13 protein-coding genes are annotated in these 15,426 nt (G+C 62.0%); 12 read left to right on the top strand and 1 reads right to left on the bottom strand.

The window, feature by feature from the left end:
* Window positions 1–203 precede the first annotated feature (203 nt).
* On the bottom strand, window positions 204–1,829 hold the full coding sequence (locus H281_RS35050; protein WP_020071061.1) for a putative bifunctional diguanylate cyclase/phosphodiesterase: 1,626 nt from the start codon (window positions 1,827–1,829) through the stop codon (window positions 204–206).
* Window positions 1,830–2,316: 487 nt separating this feature from the next.
* On the opposite strand from H281_RS35050, the gene leuC reads away from it, so the two are divergent.
* The 12 genes from leuC to accD all read left to right on the top strand — a co-directional run bounded on the left by leuC (window position 2,317) and on the right by accD (window position 15,284).
* Window positions 2,317–3,726, top strand: coding sequence for a 3-isopropylmalate dehydratase large subunit (gene leuC, locus H281_RS0131225; protein WP_027805103.1), 1,410 nt, complete (start codon window positions 2,317–2,319; stop codon window positions 3,724–3,726).
* Between the two features lie 5 nt (window positions 3,727–3,731).
* The gene (locus tag H281_RS0131220) at window positions 3,732–3,890 is read left to right on the top strand and encodes an entericidin A/B family lipoprotein (RefSeq protein WP_020071059.1); all 159 of its coding nucleotides are present in this window, start codon (window positions 3,732–3,734) and stop codon (window positions 3,888–3,890) included.
* An 86-nt stretch (window positions 3,891–3,976) separates the two neighbouring features.
* Window positions 3,977–4,630, top strand: a complete 654-nt coding sequence (gene leuD, locus H281_RS0131215; protein WP_020071058.1) for a 3-isopropylmalate dehydratase small subunit — start codon at window positions 3,977–3,979, stop codon at window positions 4,628–4,630.
* An 86-nt stretch (window positions 4,631–4,716) separates the two neighbouring features.
* On the top strand, window positions 4,717–5,784 hold the full coding sequence (gene leuB, locus H281_RS0131210) for a 3-isopropylmalate dehydrogenase (protein WP_020071057.1): 1,068 nt from the start codon (window positions 4,717–4,719) through the stop codon (window positions 5,782–5,784).
* 405 nt (window positions 5,785–6,189) lie between these two features.
* Entirely contained in the window at window positions 6,190–7,311 is a 1,122-nt protein-coding gene (asd, locus tag H281_RS0131205; protein WP_027805102.1) for an aspartate-semialdehyde dehydrogenase, read from the top strand.
* A 140-nt stretch (window positions 7,312–7,451) separates the two neighbouring features.
* Entirely contained in the window at window positions 7,452–9,770 is a 2,319-nt protein-coding gene (locus H281_RS0131200) for a FimV/HubP family polar landmark protein (protein WP_027805101.1), read from the top strand.
* Entirely contained in the window at window positions 9,767–10,585 is an 819-nt protein-coding gene (gene truA / locus H281_RS0131195; RefSeq protein WP_020071054.1) for a tRNA pseudouridine(38-40) synthase TruA, read from the top strand. The genes H281_RS0131200 and truA overlap by 4 nt, the downstream gene beginning before the upstream one ends.
* Entirely contained in the window at window positions 10,575–11,300 is a 726-nt protein-coding gene (locus H281_RS0131190) for a phosphoribosylanthranilate isomerase (protein ID WP_020071053.1), read from the top strand. The genes truA and H281_RS0131190 overlap by 11 nt, the downstream gene beginning before the upstream one ends.
* Window positions 11,301–11,352: 52 nt before the next feature.
* The gene (gene trpB, locus H281_RS0131185; RefSeq protein WP_020071052.1) at window positions 11,353–12,546 is read left to right on the top strand and encodes a tryptophan synthase subunit beta; all 1,194 of its coding nucleotides are present in this window, start codon (window positions 11,353–11,355) and stop codon (window positions 12,544–12,546) included.
* Window positions 12,547–12,557: 11 nt separating this feature from the next.
* Window positions 12,558–13,469 carry a DNA-methyltransferase gene (locus H281_RS0131180; protein ID WP_020071051.1) on the top strand — a complete coding sequence of 304 codons (912 nt, stop codon included), beginning with the start codon at window positions 12,558–12,560 and terminating at the stop codon, window positions 13,467–13,469.
* A gap of 50 nt (window positions 13,470–13,519) precedes the next feature.
* Window positions 13,520–14,332 carry a tryptophan synthase subunit alpha gene (gene trpA / locus H281_RS0131175; protein ID WP_027805100.1) on the top strand — a complete coding sequence of 271 codons (813 nt, stop codon included), beginning with the start codon at window positions 13,520–13,522 and terminating at the stop codon, window positions 14,330–14,332.
* Window positions 14,333–14,411: 79 nt separating this feature from the next.
* Window positions 14,412–15,284: an acetyl-CoA carboxylase, carboxyltransferase subunit beta gene (gene accD, locus H281_RS0131170; RefSeq protein ID WP_012428630.1), complete on the top strand. Its 873-nt coding sequence runs from the start codon at window positions 14,412–14,414 to the stop codon at window positions 15,282–15,284.
* The last annotated feature ends 142 nt before the right edge of the window (window positions 15,285–15,426 follow it).

The raw sequence follows: 15,426 nt of genomic DNA, 5'->3' as shown, positions 1-15,426 counted from the left end.
GCCTTGTGCTGTTGCAAGCAATGCAAGTCCGTCATGGAGAGTGTACTGCGTTCGCTGTCGACATGCTTTCCCGCCGGGTTGATCGGAGAGCATTCGTGTGCACGGTACAACCTGGAACAAACAGCAGGCGGGCCGCATTATCAGCCGCGTTATCGGCATCACGCAGTTGCAAGCTGAAGTCGCCAACATTACTTTCAATCGCGCTATGACACTCGCAACATGAACTCCGCCACGGCCTTCGAGTCAAGCGGGCGGCTCACCAGATAACCTTGAATGGCATCGCACCCGGCGTCCTTCAACTCTTCGGCCTGGTATTGGCACTCGACGCCTTCCGCGATAGTTTTCATGCCCAGCGAACGTGCGAGACCGACAATGCCTCGAATGACCGTCGACGCCTTCTGTGACTCGGCCAGTGCTCGAACAAACGACTTGTCGATCTTCAGCGTGTCGATAGGCAATCGGACCAGATAGCCGAGGCTGGAGTACCCGGAGCCAAAGTCGTCCAGCGATGTGGATATGCCCGCTTGCTTCAGCGCGGACAGAATGGACGTTGCCTTTTCGATATCGCTTACCAGCGAATCCTCCGTGACCTCAATGTCGAGCATTGCGGGGGAAACGTCGTATTTCGTTGCGATATGGAGAATCCTGTCTGTAAGACCCACGCTCACAAGTTGCCGAGCCGACAGATTGAGGCTGACCCGCGGTATGTATATGCCCTGCCGTCGCCATTCAGCAATATGCCGGCAAACTGCATGGAGCAGCCATTCGACGAGCGCCCCTTCGTAAGGGGACTCAAGTAAGACTGCGAGGAATGCGTGCGGAGTCAGCAACCCTCGTTCAGGATGACGCCAGCGAAGAAGTGCCTCGACACCGATTGCGGAATTGTTCGTCAGCGATATCTGAGGCTGGAAATGAAGCTCGAACTGGTTCGCCTCAAACGCTTCACGAAGATCCATGCGCAAAGCAAGGCGCTCACGCACGCCTCGGTCGAGGGCTCCATCGTACGAGCGCACCTGGAAACGGCCAGATGACTTCGCTGCGTACATGGCCGCGTCGGAATGATTGAGCAACGTCTCGGCCGAGCCCGGCGCTTCTCTTAGCAGCGCGATGCCAATGCTAGCCGACAGCGAGATGGATCTTCCAGATACTTCGAATGGCGCTGCAAGTTCGCGAAGCACCGCATGCGCGAACGCTTCTGCCGCGCTTGCCGTGATGTTGCGTAACAACAGAACGAACTCGTCGCCCCCTACGCGTGCGGCGAAAACCGCAGGGTCGGGAATGGCCATCAGCCTTTTCGCAAAGCCGCGTAGCAGTTCATCGCCGACAGCATGACCAAAGGCGTCGTTGACTTCCTTGAAATGGTCCAGGTCGATAAACAGGACCGCATCTGAAGCATCGTGCGTAGAGCGAGGCGAAGCAGCGTCAGCGACGGCGCGTGACAGAACTTCCATGCACTTGCGCCGGTTCGCCAACCCGGTCAGATAGTCGTGGCTCGCTTCGAATTCCAGTTGCGCCGCGTGCTCGCGTTCACGTGTGACGTCGCGAAAGAGCACGGTAATGCCATCGTCGTGCGCAAATGAACGAACCTCGAACCACGTGCCGAGCGGTGCGTAATAGTCAGTGTGCCGGCCGGGAAGACCCGTTGCCGCCGTCTCCTGATAGACGCGATAGTAGCCGGAGCCTACCAGGTCCGGGTAACACTGCCATATGTCGCGTCCGAGCAGATTTTGCCGTTCCTGCTGCAAGAATCGTTCAGCTGTATGGTTGAGATAGGTGAAGCGCCACGACCTGTCGATCGACATGAGTCCGTCGCTCAAGCTGTCGAGCATGTCGGCGAGGTGGGTCGGTGCAGACTGTCGGGAGCCGGCATCTGTCGGGCGGGGAGGACGAGAGTCGGACTGTCGTTCCATTTTTTGTCCTTCTATTCGCGTCGGATCAAAGGCGTCGCTCGTGCGCAAACCGGGGCTCGTCGCATTCTAATCGGACTTGTCAGCGTTTCGAACACTGAAAGCTGTCGCGCCGCGCCGCTGAGCGAGTCGCTTATTCATCGTGCATTGCGTTCGCAATCAATCCGTCGATCAAGCGGGACCACCGTTCCTCGTGATGCGCCGGAAAGTTCTGCGGGAACAGATTTCTTCTGCAATCACCGTCACGATCCTTCCGCTCATCAGGGTAACGTCGATACAGGTATCGACACTACCACCCAACTCACTGTTTTTTATCGCTTTTTCCCATCGCGAGGCGCCCTGGGGCGAGACTTTGCGTGGCATAATCGACCGACACAGTCAGCCCGCAGTCATTACTACCCCGCATACCATGCCACAGACTCTCTACGACAAATTGTGGAACACACACGTGATCCACACGGAAGAAGACGGCACGACGATTCTCTATATCGACCGTCACCTGCTGCACGAAGTGACCAGCCCCCAGGCATTCGAAGGTCTGAAGCTGGCTCAGCGTCCGGTGTGGCGCATCAGCGCGAATCTGGCCGTCTCGGACCATAACGTGCCCACCACGGACCGCAGCCACGGCATCGCCGATCCGGTGTCGAAGCTGCAAGTCGATACGCTCGATTCGAACTGCGACGCCTACGGCATCACGCAGTTCAAGATGAACGACCTGCGTCAGGGCATCGTGCACATCATCGGGCCGGAACAGGGCGCTACGCTGCCGGGCATGACGATCGTCTGCGGCGACTCGCACACGTCCACGCACGGCGCGTTCGGTGCGCTGGCGCACGGCATCGGCACGTCGGAAGTCGAGCATGTGCTCGCCACGCAAACACTCTTGCAGAAGAAGAGCAAGAACATGCTGGTGAAAGTAGAAGGGCCGTTGCCGCGCGGCTGCACGGCGAAAGACATCGTGCTCGCGATCATCGGCAAGATCGGCACGGCGGGCGGCACTGGTTACGCCATCGAATTCGGCGGCTCGACGATTCGCTCGCTGTCCATGGAAGGCCGCATGACAGTCTGCAACATGGCGATCGAAGCGGGCGCGCGTGCCGGCATGGTCGCAGTCGACGACACGACCATCGAATATCTGAAGGGCCGCCCGTTCTCGCCACAAGGCGCGGAGTGGGATCACGCGGTCGAGTACTGGAAGCAGTTCAAGTCGGACGAAGGCGCGCAGTTCGACCGCGTTGTCGAGCTCAACGCGGCGGACATCGTGCCGCAGGTTACCTGGGGCACGTCGCCGGAAATGGTCACCGCCGTGGACGGCCGCGTGCCGGATCCCGAGCGCGAGAAAGACCCGGTCAAGCGCGATGCAATGGAACGCGCGCTCAAATACATGGCGCTCGAACCGAACGCGCCGATCGAGTCGATCAAGCCGGATAAAATCTTCATCGGGTCGTGTACCAACGCGCGCATTGAAGACATTCGCGCCGCGGCTTACGTCGTGAAGAAACTGGGTCGCCGCGTCGCGCCGAACATCCGTCTCGCCATGGTTGTGCCGGGTTCGGGTCTGGTCAAAGCGCAGGCGGAACGTGAAGGCCTCGACAAGGTCTTTACAGACGCCGGTTTCGAATGGCGCGAGCCGGGCTGCTCGATGTGTCTCGCGATGAACGCCGACCGGCTGGATCCGGGTGAGCGTTGCGCGTCCACGTCGAATCGTAATTTCGAAGGTCGTCAGGGCGCCGGTGGCCGTACCCATCTCGTGAGCCCCGCCATGGCCGCAGCCGCGGCCATCGAAGGGCATTTTGTCGATATTCGCAAGCTGGGATAAATCGCATGATGAAGAACATGAATCGCACCGCTCTTTTGCGCCGCTTCGCGCTCGGTACTCTGGCTGGGCTACTGCTCGGTCTGACCGGCTGCAACACGGTGCACGGATTTGGGCAGGACATGTCGCACCTCGGCAATTCGATCAGCAATCACGCTGAAAAATAACCGGTTTTTGATTTTTGCCGGCGACGCGGCGAGCGGCTCTCATGCCGCCACGCGCATCGCCCGGTCCTGAAACAGGCGCAAGCGTCATGGATAAATTCACCGTACACACAGGCGTCGTGGCCCCGCTCGATCGCGAGAACGTCGACACGGACGCGATTATTCCGAAGCAATTCCTGAAGTCGATCAAGCGCACGGGTTTCGGTCCGAACGCGTTCGACGAATGGCGGTATCTCGACCACGGCGAGCCGGGTCAGGACAATTCGAAGCGTCCGCTGAATCCGGACTTCGTACTGAACCAGCCGCGTTATCAGGGCGCTTCGGTGCTGCTCGCGCGCAAGAATTTCGGCTGCGGCAGCTCGCGTGAGCACGCGCCTTGGGCGCTTCAGCAATACGGCTTTCGCGCGATCATCGCGCCGAGTTTCGCCGACATTTTCTATAACAACTGCTTCAAGAACGGCTTGCTGCCGATCGTGCTGAGCGAACAGCAGGTCGATCACCTGTTCAACGAAACGTATGCGTTCAACGGTTTTCAGTTGACCATCGACCTCGAAGCGCAAGTCGTGCGCACTTCGGACGGCGGCACCGAGTATCCGTTCGAAGTCGCGGCGTTCCGCAAGTACTGCCTGCTGAACGGTTTCGACGACATTGGCCTCACGCTGCGTCACGCCGACAAGATTCGTCAGTACGAAGCCGAGCGTATTGCGAAGCAGCCGTGGCTCGCGCATCGCATCGTCGGTTAAGACTTGCGTGCTTGAGCGCTTGAGTGTTTGAGGCGCGTCTGTTAGCTCAGGCTCGAAGCCTGGAAGACAATCATTAAGGAATTCGCATGAAGATCGCAGTGCTGCCGGGCGACGGCATCGGTCCCGAAATCGTCAAAGAGGCCGTGAAGGTTCTGAACGTGCTTGGCGAAAAGTTTGAACTGGAAGAAGCGCCGGTTGGCGGCGCGGGCTACGAGGCGAAAGGTCATCCGCTGCCCGATTCCACGCTCGCGCTCGCTAAGGAAGCCGACGCCATTCTGTTCGGCGCCGTCGGCGACTGGAAGTACGACAAGCTCGAACGCGCGCTGCGCCCGGAGCAGGCGATTCTCGGTCTGCGCAAGCATCTGCAATTGTTCGCGAACTTCCGTCCGGCAATCTGCTATCCGCAATTGACCGGTGCGTCGTCGCTGAAAGAAGAAATCGTTTCGGGTCTGGATATTCTGATCGTGCGCGAGCTGAACGGCGACATCTACTTCGGCGCGCCGCGCGGCGTGCGCGAAGCGCCGGACGGCCTGTTCGCCGGCTCGAAGGAAGGCTTCGACACGATGCGCTACTCGGAGCCCGAAGTGCGCCGCATCGCCCACGTCGCGTTTCAGGCCGCGCAAAAGCGCGGCAAGAAGCTCACGTCGGTGGATAAAGCCAATGTGCTCGAAACGTCGCAATTCTGGAAAGACGTCATGATCGACGTGTCGAAGGAATACGCGGATGTGGAGTTGTCGCACATGTACGTCGACAACGCCGCGATGCAACTCGTCAAGGCGCCGAAGTCGTTCGACGTGATCGTGACCGGCAACATGTTCGGCGACATTCTTTCGGACGAAGCGGCAATGCTGACGGGCTCGATCGGCATGCTGCCGTCGGCCTCGCTCGACAAGAACAACAAGGGCTTGTACGAGCCGTCGCACGGTTCCGCGCCGGACATCGCCGGCAAGGGCGTCGCGAATCCGCTGGCCACCATTTTGTCGGCGGCCATGATGCTGCGTTATTCGCTGAACAAGGCCGAGCAGGCGGATCGCATCGAAAATGCGGTGAAGAAGGTGCTTGAACAAGGCTACCGAACCGGCGACATTCTCACGTCCGGTTGCAAGCAGGTCGGCACTGTCGCAATGGGCGACGCCGTCGTCGCGGCGCTGTAACTACCGCTCGCGCGTCGACAAGCTTACGGCTGCGCGGCTGGCTTGACGGAAGATCGGTCAGTTCATCAGTCAGGTCATTAACCAGCCTCAAAAACGCGAATCGGCCTTCAAAAAGGCCGATTCGTGCGTAATACGGACGGCAGCGACGGACATTGACGTCGCCGGATTCCGGTTTTCGTGTATATTGTAGCGATGGCACAAACGGCTCAAATCTCCTCGATTTCGAAACTGCACGGCAAAACGGCCCGTGTGGTTAAGCTCGCCATTACCACCGCAACATCCACTAAAACGATTACCCCGAAAACGATCACGAAGCGCTGATCGTCCGTCGTGCCCGCTCATCTTCCCCGCGCGGTCACTGCGGGCAAAGATGCGGGGAAGTTTCCACTCGAAGGGTATGAAGTCATGAACGTAGGTCTCGTAGGTTGGCGCGGCATGGTCGGCAGCGTCCTGATGCAACGCATGCAACAGGAAGGCGATTTCGACTTGATCGAACCGGTGTTTTTCAGCACCAGCAACGCGGGCGGCAACGCGCCGTCGTTCGCCAAAAACGAGACCAAGCTCAAAGATGCAACAAGCATCGAAGACCTGAAGAAGTGCGAAGCAATCATCTCCTGCCAGGGCGGCGACTACACGAACGAGGTGTTCCCGAAGCTGCGCGCGGCCGGCTGGAACGGTTACTGGATCGACGCGGCGTCGTCGCTGCGCATGAAGGACGACGCGGTCATCATTCTCGATCCGGTCAACCTCGACGTGATCAAGAACGCGCTTGTGAAGGGGCAGAAGAATTTCATCGGCGGTAATTGCACGGTCAGCCTGATGCTGATGGCACTCGGTGGCCTGTTCCGCGAAAACCTCGTCGACTGGATGACGGCCATGACGTATCAGGCTGCATCGGGCGCGGGCGCGCAGAACATGCGCGAACTGCTGCAACAAATGGGCACGCTATACGGTGCAGCCAAAGAAGATCTGGCTGATCCGTCGTCGGCGATTCTCGATATCGACCGCCGCGTGTTGTCCGCCATGAATAGCGACCGCATGCCGACCGACAACTTCGGCGTGCCGCTCGCCGGCTCCCTGATTCCGTGGATCGACAAAGACCTCGGCAACGGCATGTCGAAAGAAGAGTGGAAGGGCGGCGCCGAAACCAACAAGATTCTCGGCAAGCCGGCCATGGGCACGCCGGGTTCGATTCCGGTAGACGGCCTGTGCGTGCGGATCGGCGCAATGCGTTGCCACTCGCAAGCGTTGACCATCAAGCTGAACAAGGACGTGCCGCTCGACGAAGTGAACAGCATCCTCGCTTCGGGCAATGACTGGGTCAAGGTTGTCCCGAACGAGCGCGAGGCGTCCATGCGCGACCTCTCGCCGGCAGTGGTAACGGGAACGCTCACGGTGCCGGTCGGCCGGGTGCGCAAGCTGGCCATGGGCGGTGAATATCTGTCGGCATTCACGGTCGGCGACCAGCTGTTGTGGGGCGCGGCCGAGCCGCTGCGCCGTATGCTTCGCATTGTGCTCGACAAGTAAAGTAAACTACGCGGTCACGACGCGTAGAAAACTCAAGAAGCGTCGCGCTTGCGCGGCGCTTTTTTCATTTGTGTGCTCCGAATATCTTGTCTTTTTATAACCGCAAAAAAGGGCCGCGCGCTGACGCGCCAGGAGTCCCGATGAATCTTCGACTCTCTTCCCTTCGGGCCATGTTTGCGCGCCCAGATACCGGCCGCCTGGCGGTCGCAGCCGCTTTGGCGGTGATGCTGGCTGGCGCCGCTTCGAGCAGCGCCATCGCGGCGCCCGTCGACGCAGCGAGCGCGCCGGACGGCGGTTTGGTATCCGCTTCCGGAACCGCGGCCGTCTCCTCTGCGGCTGGCGGCCAATACACGGTGCGGCCTGGTCAGTCGCTGAACGACGTGGCGATCGCCGTCACGCAGTCACACGACCGCGCCACGCTCGCTCGCGCGGCCCGCGCGCTCTTCGACGCGAATCCAAGCGCCTTCATGGGCCACGATCCGAGCCGCATGCGATTGGGCTCAGTGCTGAACGTGCCGGCGCTGGACGCGTCGGGCGCGGTTGCAGCGTCTGCAACGGGTTCGGCATCGGCGCCGACGGCTGACAGTGGCTCGTCGTCGAATGCGGCAGTCGGATCCGGCGCAAGCAGCGCCGCGCCGGGCAATGCAGCGGCGGCGAGTGCGGCAGGCGGGCAAAGCCCCGCTACGCAAGCTGCGACGTCGCCCGCGGTTCAGGGCTCGGCCAGCGACGCAAGCTCCGTGGTGTCGAGCGACGCGGCATCGTCGGGTGCTGCTACTGCTGCCGGATCGCAAGCTGCATCGGCTGCGAGCGGCACGCATGTGTGGGCCGGCTCGGTCCAGCCTTCGGCAAGCGAGGCAGCCGCCGCCACCGGCGCCTCGCAGCCGCGCGCACAAGTGTCGAGCTTGCAGCAGTTGCTCGCGCTCAAGAATCGCGTGCTGATGGAGTTGCAGAAGCACGGCATCGGCAAGGCCCCGGCAGCGCCGGTCGCGCCTGTTGCAAGCGGCACGCAATCGGCCGGGGGTGCGTCGTCTGCCGCGGTCGTGCCCGATCGTTCGGGCACTGGGACCACCACGTCGAACGATACGGGCATTTCGCAGACGAACCTCGCTATTGCGGCGGCGGTCGGCGCTGCGCTGGTCGTGCTGTTGACCGCCTTGCGTCTTGGCCGGCGCAAGCGTGAGCGTCTGGCGCAGGAGGAACACGCGGCGTCAGCGGACGGCATAGCGGCGTCCGGCGTGGCTGAGCAGTCGAATCGGATTGCGCCTGCAGACGAGGTGGTCGAGCCTAACTTGACCGACGCGGACGCCGCCGCCGCGCAGCATGCGGCCGCAATGGCCGCCGCCGAGCGCGAAGCTGCCGAGGGCGAAGCCGCCGCTCGCGAAATGTCGGAGCGTGTTGCTGTAGAGCGCGAGGCGGAAATTCGCGCAGCCGCTTCGCGCGAGGCTGAAGCGCGCCAGGCGGCAGAGCAGGGAGCAGCAGAGCGGGATACTGCGCAATTCGCTACCGACGAGGTCGCGGGCGTACGCGACATGGCCCAGCCAGCCGCAGAGCACGAGCCATCGGCGGACTTCGCGGCGTCGAACGCCGAACTGAGCGACGACCACGCCGCGCCCGCGGAAGCCGCTGCGCTGGAACAATCCGAACTCCCGCCGGCCCAGATCCACCACGAACTGGACGCCGCGACGACCGTTGCCAGCCTCGACGCCGCTGCCGAGCTAGGCGCCGACGCACTGCCGCGCGCGCCGCTCGAGCCGCTCGAGCAGGTTAACGAGGCGTGGGAGCCGGAACCGCTTTCGCATCGTCTCGAATGGGACGACGAGCCGTTGCCGGCCGAGCCGATGGAGCCGTTGAGTCCGCAGCCGCTGGCGACAACCGCGCAAGTCCACGACGATCAAGTCGACACTCCCGCGCAGCCCGCAGCGGCCGACCAGCCGCGCGTCCAGGCGCCGGCGGACTTCCCGCGCGACGCCCTCGATGCATTCGGCAGTCTCGATATGCCCTTGCCGCCGCGCGTGGAGTCGGCGGCAGAAACCGTTCATGCGCCCGAGTCGCTGAGCACACAGCCCGTCGCGTCCCAGGAAGCAACGGCGCGGCAGGCGGTGCTGCCGCCCGATGCGGACGAAGCCCCGCATGCGGCCGATGAAATCGCAGCCGGGACCGCCGGCCGTGCTGCCGTGGCAGGTCTCGGTGCCGGCAACCTCGGCACGGCGGGCTTCGGCGCGCTGAAGCTCGATTTCGATCTGGAGTTGCCGCCAAGCCCGGCCCAGCCGCTGCCGGCGTTCACGCCTGCCGACCTGGCCCGCATCGCGCGCAACAAACTGGACCTGGCGGCCGAGTACATCGAACTGGGCGATCTTGCCGGCGCACGCACGCTGATTAACGAAGTGATCGAGTCAAACGATCCGGCCACGCGCAACGACGCCCGCGCGTTGCTCTCGACGCTCGCTCCGTTGTCGTGAAGCGGATTGCTTTGGGCGTCCAGTATGACGGTTCGGCGTTCTGCGGATGGCAGTCGCAACCGCATGGCAACACGGTTCAGGACGAGCTCGAAAAGGCGCTGCGCGAATTCGCACAGACGCCGGTGCACACCGTAGTCGCCGGCCGCACGGACACGGGCGTGCATGGGCTCGGCCAGGTCGTGCATTTCGATACGGAGCTCGATCGAGCGGACATTTCGTGGATTCGCGGGACGAACTCGTTTTTGCCGAAAACAATCTCCGTGCAGTGGGCGAAGCCGATGCCGGAAGCGTTCCACGCGCGGTTTTCGGCGTTCGAGCGCACGTATCACTATCTGTTGTACGTCCATCCCGTACGCTCGCCGATGCTCGCAGCGCGCGCCGGCTGGGTGCACACGTCGCTCGATATAGACGCGATGCGGGCGGCAGCGACCCTTTTGATCGGTGAACACGACTTTTCGGCGTTTCGCTCGTCGCAATGTCAGGCCAAGACGCCGGTTAAGCATCTGTATCAAATCGACATTCAGCAACAGGGCGACTTCATCCATTTCCGTTTCCGGGCGAACGCGTTCCTGCATCACATGGTGCGCAACCTGATGGGGTGCCTGGTCTATGTCGGCAAGGGTCGGCGCCCGGTCGCGTGGATGGCCGAAGTGCTCGCGAGCCGCGACCGCGAATGGGCGGCGCCGACCTTCATGCCGGACGGGTTGTATCTCGCGCAAGTGGGCTATCCTGAGCACTTCGCGGTGCCCGCGCCGCAGACCGGCAGCGTGCCGTGGAGTACCGTATGGAACGAGCAGGCACATCATGAACTTTGAAAATCACGGGACCGACAGCCTCGCGAACGAAGCCGGCGCTGCCGCGCCTGAGCAAGGCATTCCGCGGCGAACGCGCATCAAGCTGTGCGGACTGTCGAAACCCGCCGACGTCAACTGCGCGATAGATCTCGGCGCCGACGCCATCGGCCTCGTGTTCTACCCGCCGAGCCCGCGTTCAGTGAGCGTTGCGCAGGCCGTCGAGCTTGTGCATCAGGTGCCGCCGTTCGTGTCGGTGGTCGGCTTGTTCGTGAACCCCACGCCCGACTGGATGCGCGAGGTGGTCAGCAACGTCGGGCTTTCGCTGTTGCAGTTCCACGGCGACGAGACGGCGGACCAATGCGAATCGCTCGCCGGCGTTGCGGGTTTGCCTTGGTTGCGCGCGCTGCGAGTTGCGGCGGATACTCAACCGGCCGATTTGGTAAAATCGGCTCTCAACTATTCAGCTGCCAGCGGCTTTCTGTTCGACACCCATGTCGAAGGCTATGGCGGCGGCGGGAAGGTTTTCGATTGGTCACTTATTCCAGCAGAGCTCGCGCGTCGGGCCGTTTTGAGTGGTGGGTTGAACGCGCAAAACGTCAGTGACGCGATCCATCGCGTGCGCCCGTACGCGGTCGATGTCTCGAGCGGCATCGAAGTACCGGGCGCCAGGGGCGTGAAAGATCACGCCCGGATGGCGGCATTCGTGCGCGCGGTGCGCGCGGCGGATGCCGGATGATTTCGCGGCGCGGCACCCAAAAAATGCCGCGCGCCAGATATGAGTGATCACCATGTACAACTTGCCTGACGAAAGAGGCCATTTCGGCCAGTTTGGCGGCGTGTTCGTCGCTGAAACGCTTGTGCACGCGCTCGACGAGCTACGTGCTGCCTACGAGAAATTCCAGAAAGACCCGGAGTTCGTCGCCGAATACGAGCGCGAACTGAAGTATTTCGTTGGTCGGCCCTCGCCGATTTACCACGCGCAGCGTTGGAGCGAACTGCTGGGCGGCGCGCAGATTTTCCTCAAGCGCGAAGACCTTAATCACACCGGCGCACATAAGATCAACAACGTGATCGGCCAGGCATTGCTGGCCAAGCGCATGGGCAAACCGCGCGTGATCGCCGAAACCGGCGCCGGCCAGCACGGCGTCGCCACGGCGACCATCGCCGCGCGTTTCGGCATGGAATGCGTGGTCTACATGGGCGCCGAAGACGTGCGCCGGCAGGCCGCGAACGTCTACCGGATGAAGCTGCTCGGCGCTTCGGTTGTGCCGGTCGAGTCGGGGTCGCGCACGCTGAAGGACGCGCTGAACGAAGCAATGCGCGACTGGGTGACGAACGTCGAAAACACGTTCTATATCATCGGCACGGTGGCGGGGCCGCATCCTTATCCGATGATGGTGCGCGACTTCCAGCGTGTGATCGGCGACGAGTGCAAAGTGCAGATGCCCGAACTCATCGGGCGGCAGCCGGACGCGGTGATCGCGTGCGTTGGCGGCGGTTCGAACGCTATGGGCATTTTTTACCCGTACATCGACGACACCGCGGTCGAGCTCATCGGCGTGGAAGCGGCGGGCGACGGCATCGAGTCGGGCCGTCACGCCGCCTCGCTGATCGGCGGCAGTCCTGGGGTTCTGCACGGCAACCGTACTTATCTGCTTCAGGACGAGAACGGGCAGATCATCGAGACACATTCGATCTCGGCGGGCCTCGACTATCCGGGCGTCGGCCCTGAGCATGCGTGGCTAAAAGAGATTAACCGCGCCCAATACGTTGGTATCACCGACGAAGAAGCGCTCAAGGCGTTCCACGACTGCTGCCGCATCGAGGGCATCATTCCGGCGCTGGAGTCCAGCCACGCGCTGGCTTACGCCACGAAGCTCGCGCCGACGCTGCCCAAAGACAAGCACCTTCTGGTGAACCTGTCGGGCCGCGGCGACAAGGACATGCATACGGTCGCCGAGCGATCGGGCATCCAGTTCTGAGCACCGCACCGATGCGTGACGAGTTCGACGAGCCGCAACCGGCGACCACTGACATACCGCCGGCCGGCGCGCCACTGACGCCCGAGGCGCCTGCTCTGTTTTTGCCGCAGGTGCCTGCGGGCATCCAGTTGCTGAACCGCGATTTTCTGACCGATGTAGCGAACATTCCCGACGGGTCGATCGACCTGATCCTGTGCGATCCGCCATATGGGCTCGGCAAGGATTACGGCAACGACTCCGACATGCGAACCGGCGACGATTTTCTCGCCTGGACGCGTGGTTGGCTGGAGCTGGCAATCCCGAAGCTCAAGCCGTCGGGCTCGCTTTATATCTTTTGCACGTGGCAGTACGCGCCGGAAATCTTCAGCTTCCTGAAGACAAAGCTCACGATGATCAACGAAATCATCTGGGACCGGCGTGTGCCGAGCATGGGCGGAACGGTGCGCCGGTTTACTTCGGTGCATGACAACATCGGCTTTTTCGCGGTGTCGAAAGATTACTATTTCGACCTCGATCCCGTCCGCATCCCGTACGATGCAGTCACGAAGAAGGCGCGTTCGCGTAAGTTGTTCGAGGGCAGTAAGTGGCTGGAGCTTGGCTATAATCCAAAGGACGTCTGGTCTGTATCGAGGCTGCACCGGCAGCACGCCGAGCGCGTCGATCATCCCACGCAAAAGCCTTTGGAAATTGTCGAGCGAATGGTGCTGGCAAGTTGTCCGAAGGGCGGCCGCGTGCTCGATCCTTTCATGGGCAGCGGCACCACCGCAGTCGCTTGCGCCCGTCAGCAGCGCGAATTCGTCGGCTATGAGATCAATGAAAGTTACTGCGCGATAGCGCGCGAACGCGTGAGCGCGGCTGCTTCCGCGCCCGCAACGCGTCGGCCGGCCAAACCCAAGGCTCAGCGGCAAACGGAAGTTCAATGACGCAACGCGCCGAGCGCCAGCGCAGCAGTCGCTTAATCGAGAATAACTCCATGTCCCGTATCAAGAACACGTTCGACGCGCTGTCAGCGCAAGGCAAAAAAGGCCTGATTCCTTTCATGACGGCCGGCGATCCGGATCCAGCCCGCACGGTCGAATTCATGCACGCGCTTGCCGCCGGCGGCGCCGATGTGATCGAGCTCGGCGTGCCGTTTTCCGACCCAATGGCGGACGGTCCGGTCATCCAGCAGTCGTCCGAGCGGGCACTCGCACACGGCGTGTCGCTGCGCCACGTGATCGCCGACGTAAAACGCTTCCGCGAGACCAACGACACCACGCCGGTCGTGTTGATGGGCTACGCCAATCCCATCGAACGCATGGGCGCGGAAGCCTTTGCGAAGGCAGCGAAGGAAGCGGGCGTCGACGGTGTGCTGGTAGTCGACTATCCGCCGGAAGAATGCGCTAACTTCGCCGAAAAAATGCGCTCCGCGGGCATCGACCCGATCTTTTTGCTTGCGCCCACGTCGACCGACGAACGTATCGCGGAAGTCGGCAAAATAGCCAGCGGCTACGTCTATTACGTATCGCTGAAAGGCGTGACCGGAGCAGCAAATCTGGACGTTTCCAGCATCGCGAGTAAAATCCCGGCCATCAAGTCGCGCGTGCCCTTGCCGGTGGGCGTCGGTTTTGGCATCCGTGACGCCGAAACGGCGCGTCTCGTGGCCGAAGTATCCGACGCCGTTGTGATCGGCAGCCGTATCGTGCAATTGCTCGAGCAGACGGCTCCCGAAGCCGCCGCCGGGACGCTCACACGCTTCGTCGCCGAAGTGCGCGAAGCGCTCGATAGCGTCGCGACCGCCCGATAACAGTAATTTTGTCGTCTGTAGTGCGAGCGGCGGGTTTGTCCCGCCGTTTGCTCGACCGTTGACCCCAGAAGGATTGAATATGAGCTGGCTCGATAAGCTGCTGCCGCCGAAAATCAAACAAACCGACCCGAAAAACCGCAAGGGGATTCCGGAAGGCCTGTGGATCAAGTGCCCGTCGTGCGAAGCCGTGCTGTACCGCAACGACGTCGAGGCGAATCTGCACGTTTGCCCGAAGTGCGATCACCACATGCGTATCGGCGCGCGCGAGCGGCTGGACGGCTTGCTGGATCCTGAAGGCCGCTACGAAATCGGTCAGGAAATCGTCCCGGTCGACGCGCTCAAGTTCAAAGACAGCCGCAAGTACCCCGATCGCCTGAAAGAGGCGATGGACGACACCGACGAAACCGACGCAATGGTCGTCATGGGCGGCGCGATCCACACGCTGCCAGTCGTCGTGGCCTGCTTCGAATTCTCGTTCATGGGCGGCTCGATGGGTTCGGTGGTCGGCGAGCGCTTTGCGCGCGGCGCCCAGAACGCGCTCGAGCAAAAAGTGCCGTTCATCTGCTTCACCGCTTCGGGCGGCGCGCGGATGCAGGAAAGCCTGCTCTCGCTGATGCAAATGGCGAAAACCACCGCCATGCTGACCAAGCTGGCCGAAGCCAAGCTACCCTTCATCTCGGTGCTGACCGACCCGACCATGGGCGGTGTCTCGGCGAGTTTTGCGTTCCTCGGCGACGTCGTGATCGCGGAGCCGAAGGCGCTGATCGGCTTCGCCGGCCCGCGTGTGATCGAACAAACCGTGCGTGAAAAACTGCCGGAAGGCTTCCAGCGCGCCGAGTTCCTGCTGACGAAGGGCGCGATCGACATGATCGTGGACCGTCGCAAGCTGCGCGAGGAACTCGCTCAATTGATGGCGTTGCTGAGCCATCAGCCGGCGGACGCCGTCGCGTAAGCAGCGCTTGACGGGAACGCCCGTCGAACACCGTCCTCGTTGAAATGCAGTAAAAACAGCGCGCCGCGTGAGCAATCAAGCGGCGCGCTGCCATTTCCGGGATAATCACGGACTCACCTGCAGCACCATGCGCCGTCCCGCG

Source organism: Paraburkholderia caledonica (assembly GCF_000383275.1).
GTDB lineage: Bacteria > Pseudomonadota > Gammaproteobacteria > Burkholderiales > Burkholderiaceae > Paraburkholderia > Paraburkholderia caledonica.
The sequence above is the reverse complement of the archived record's forward strand: the minus strand, read 5'-3'. Positions and strand labels throughout refer to the sequence as shown.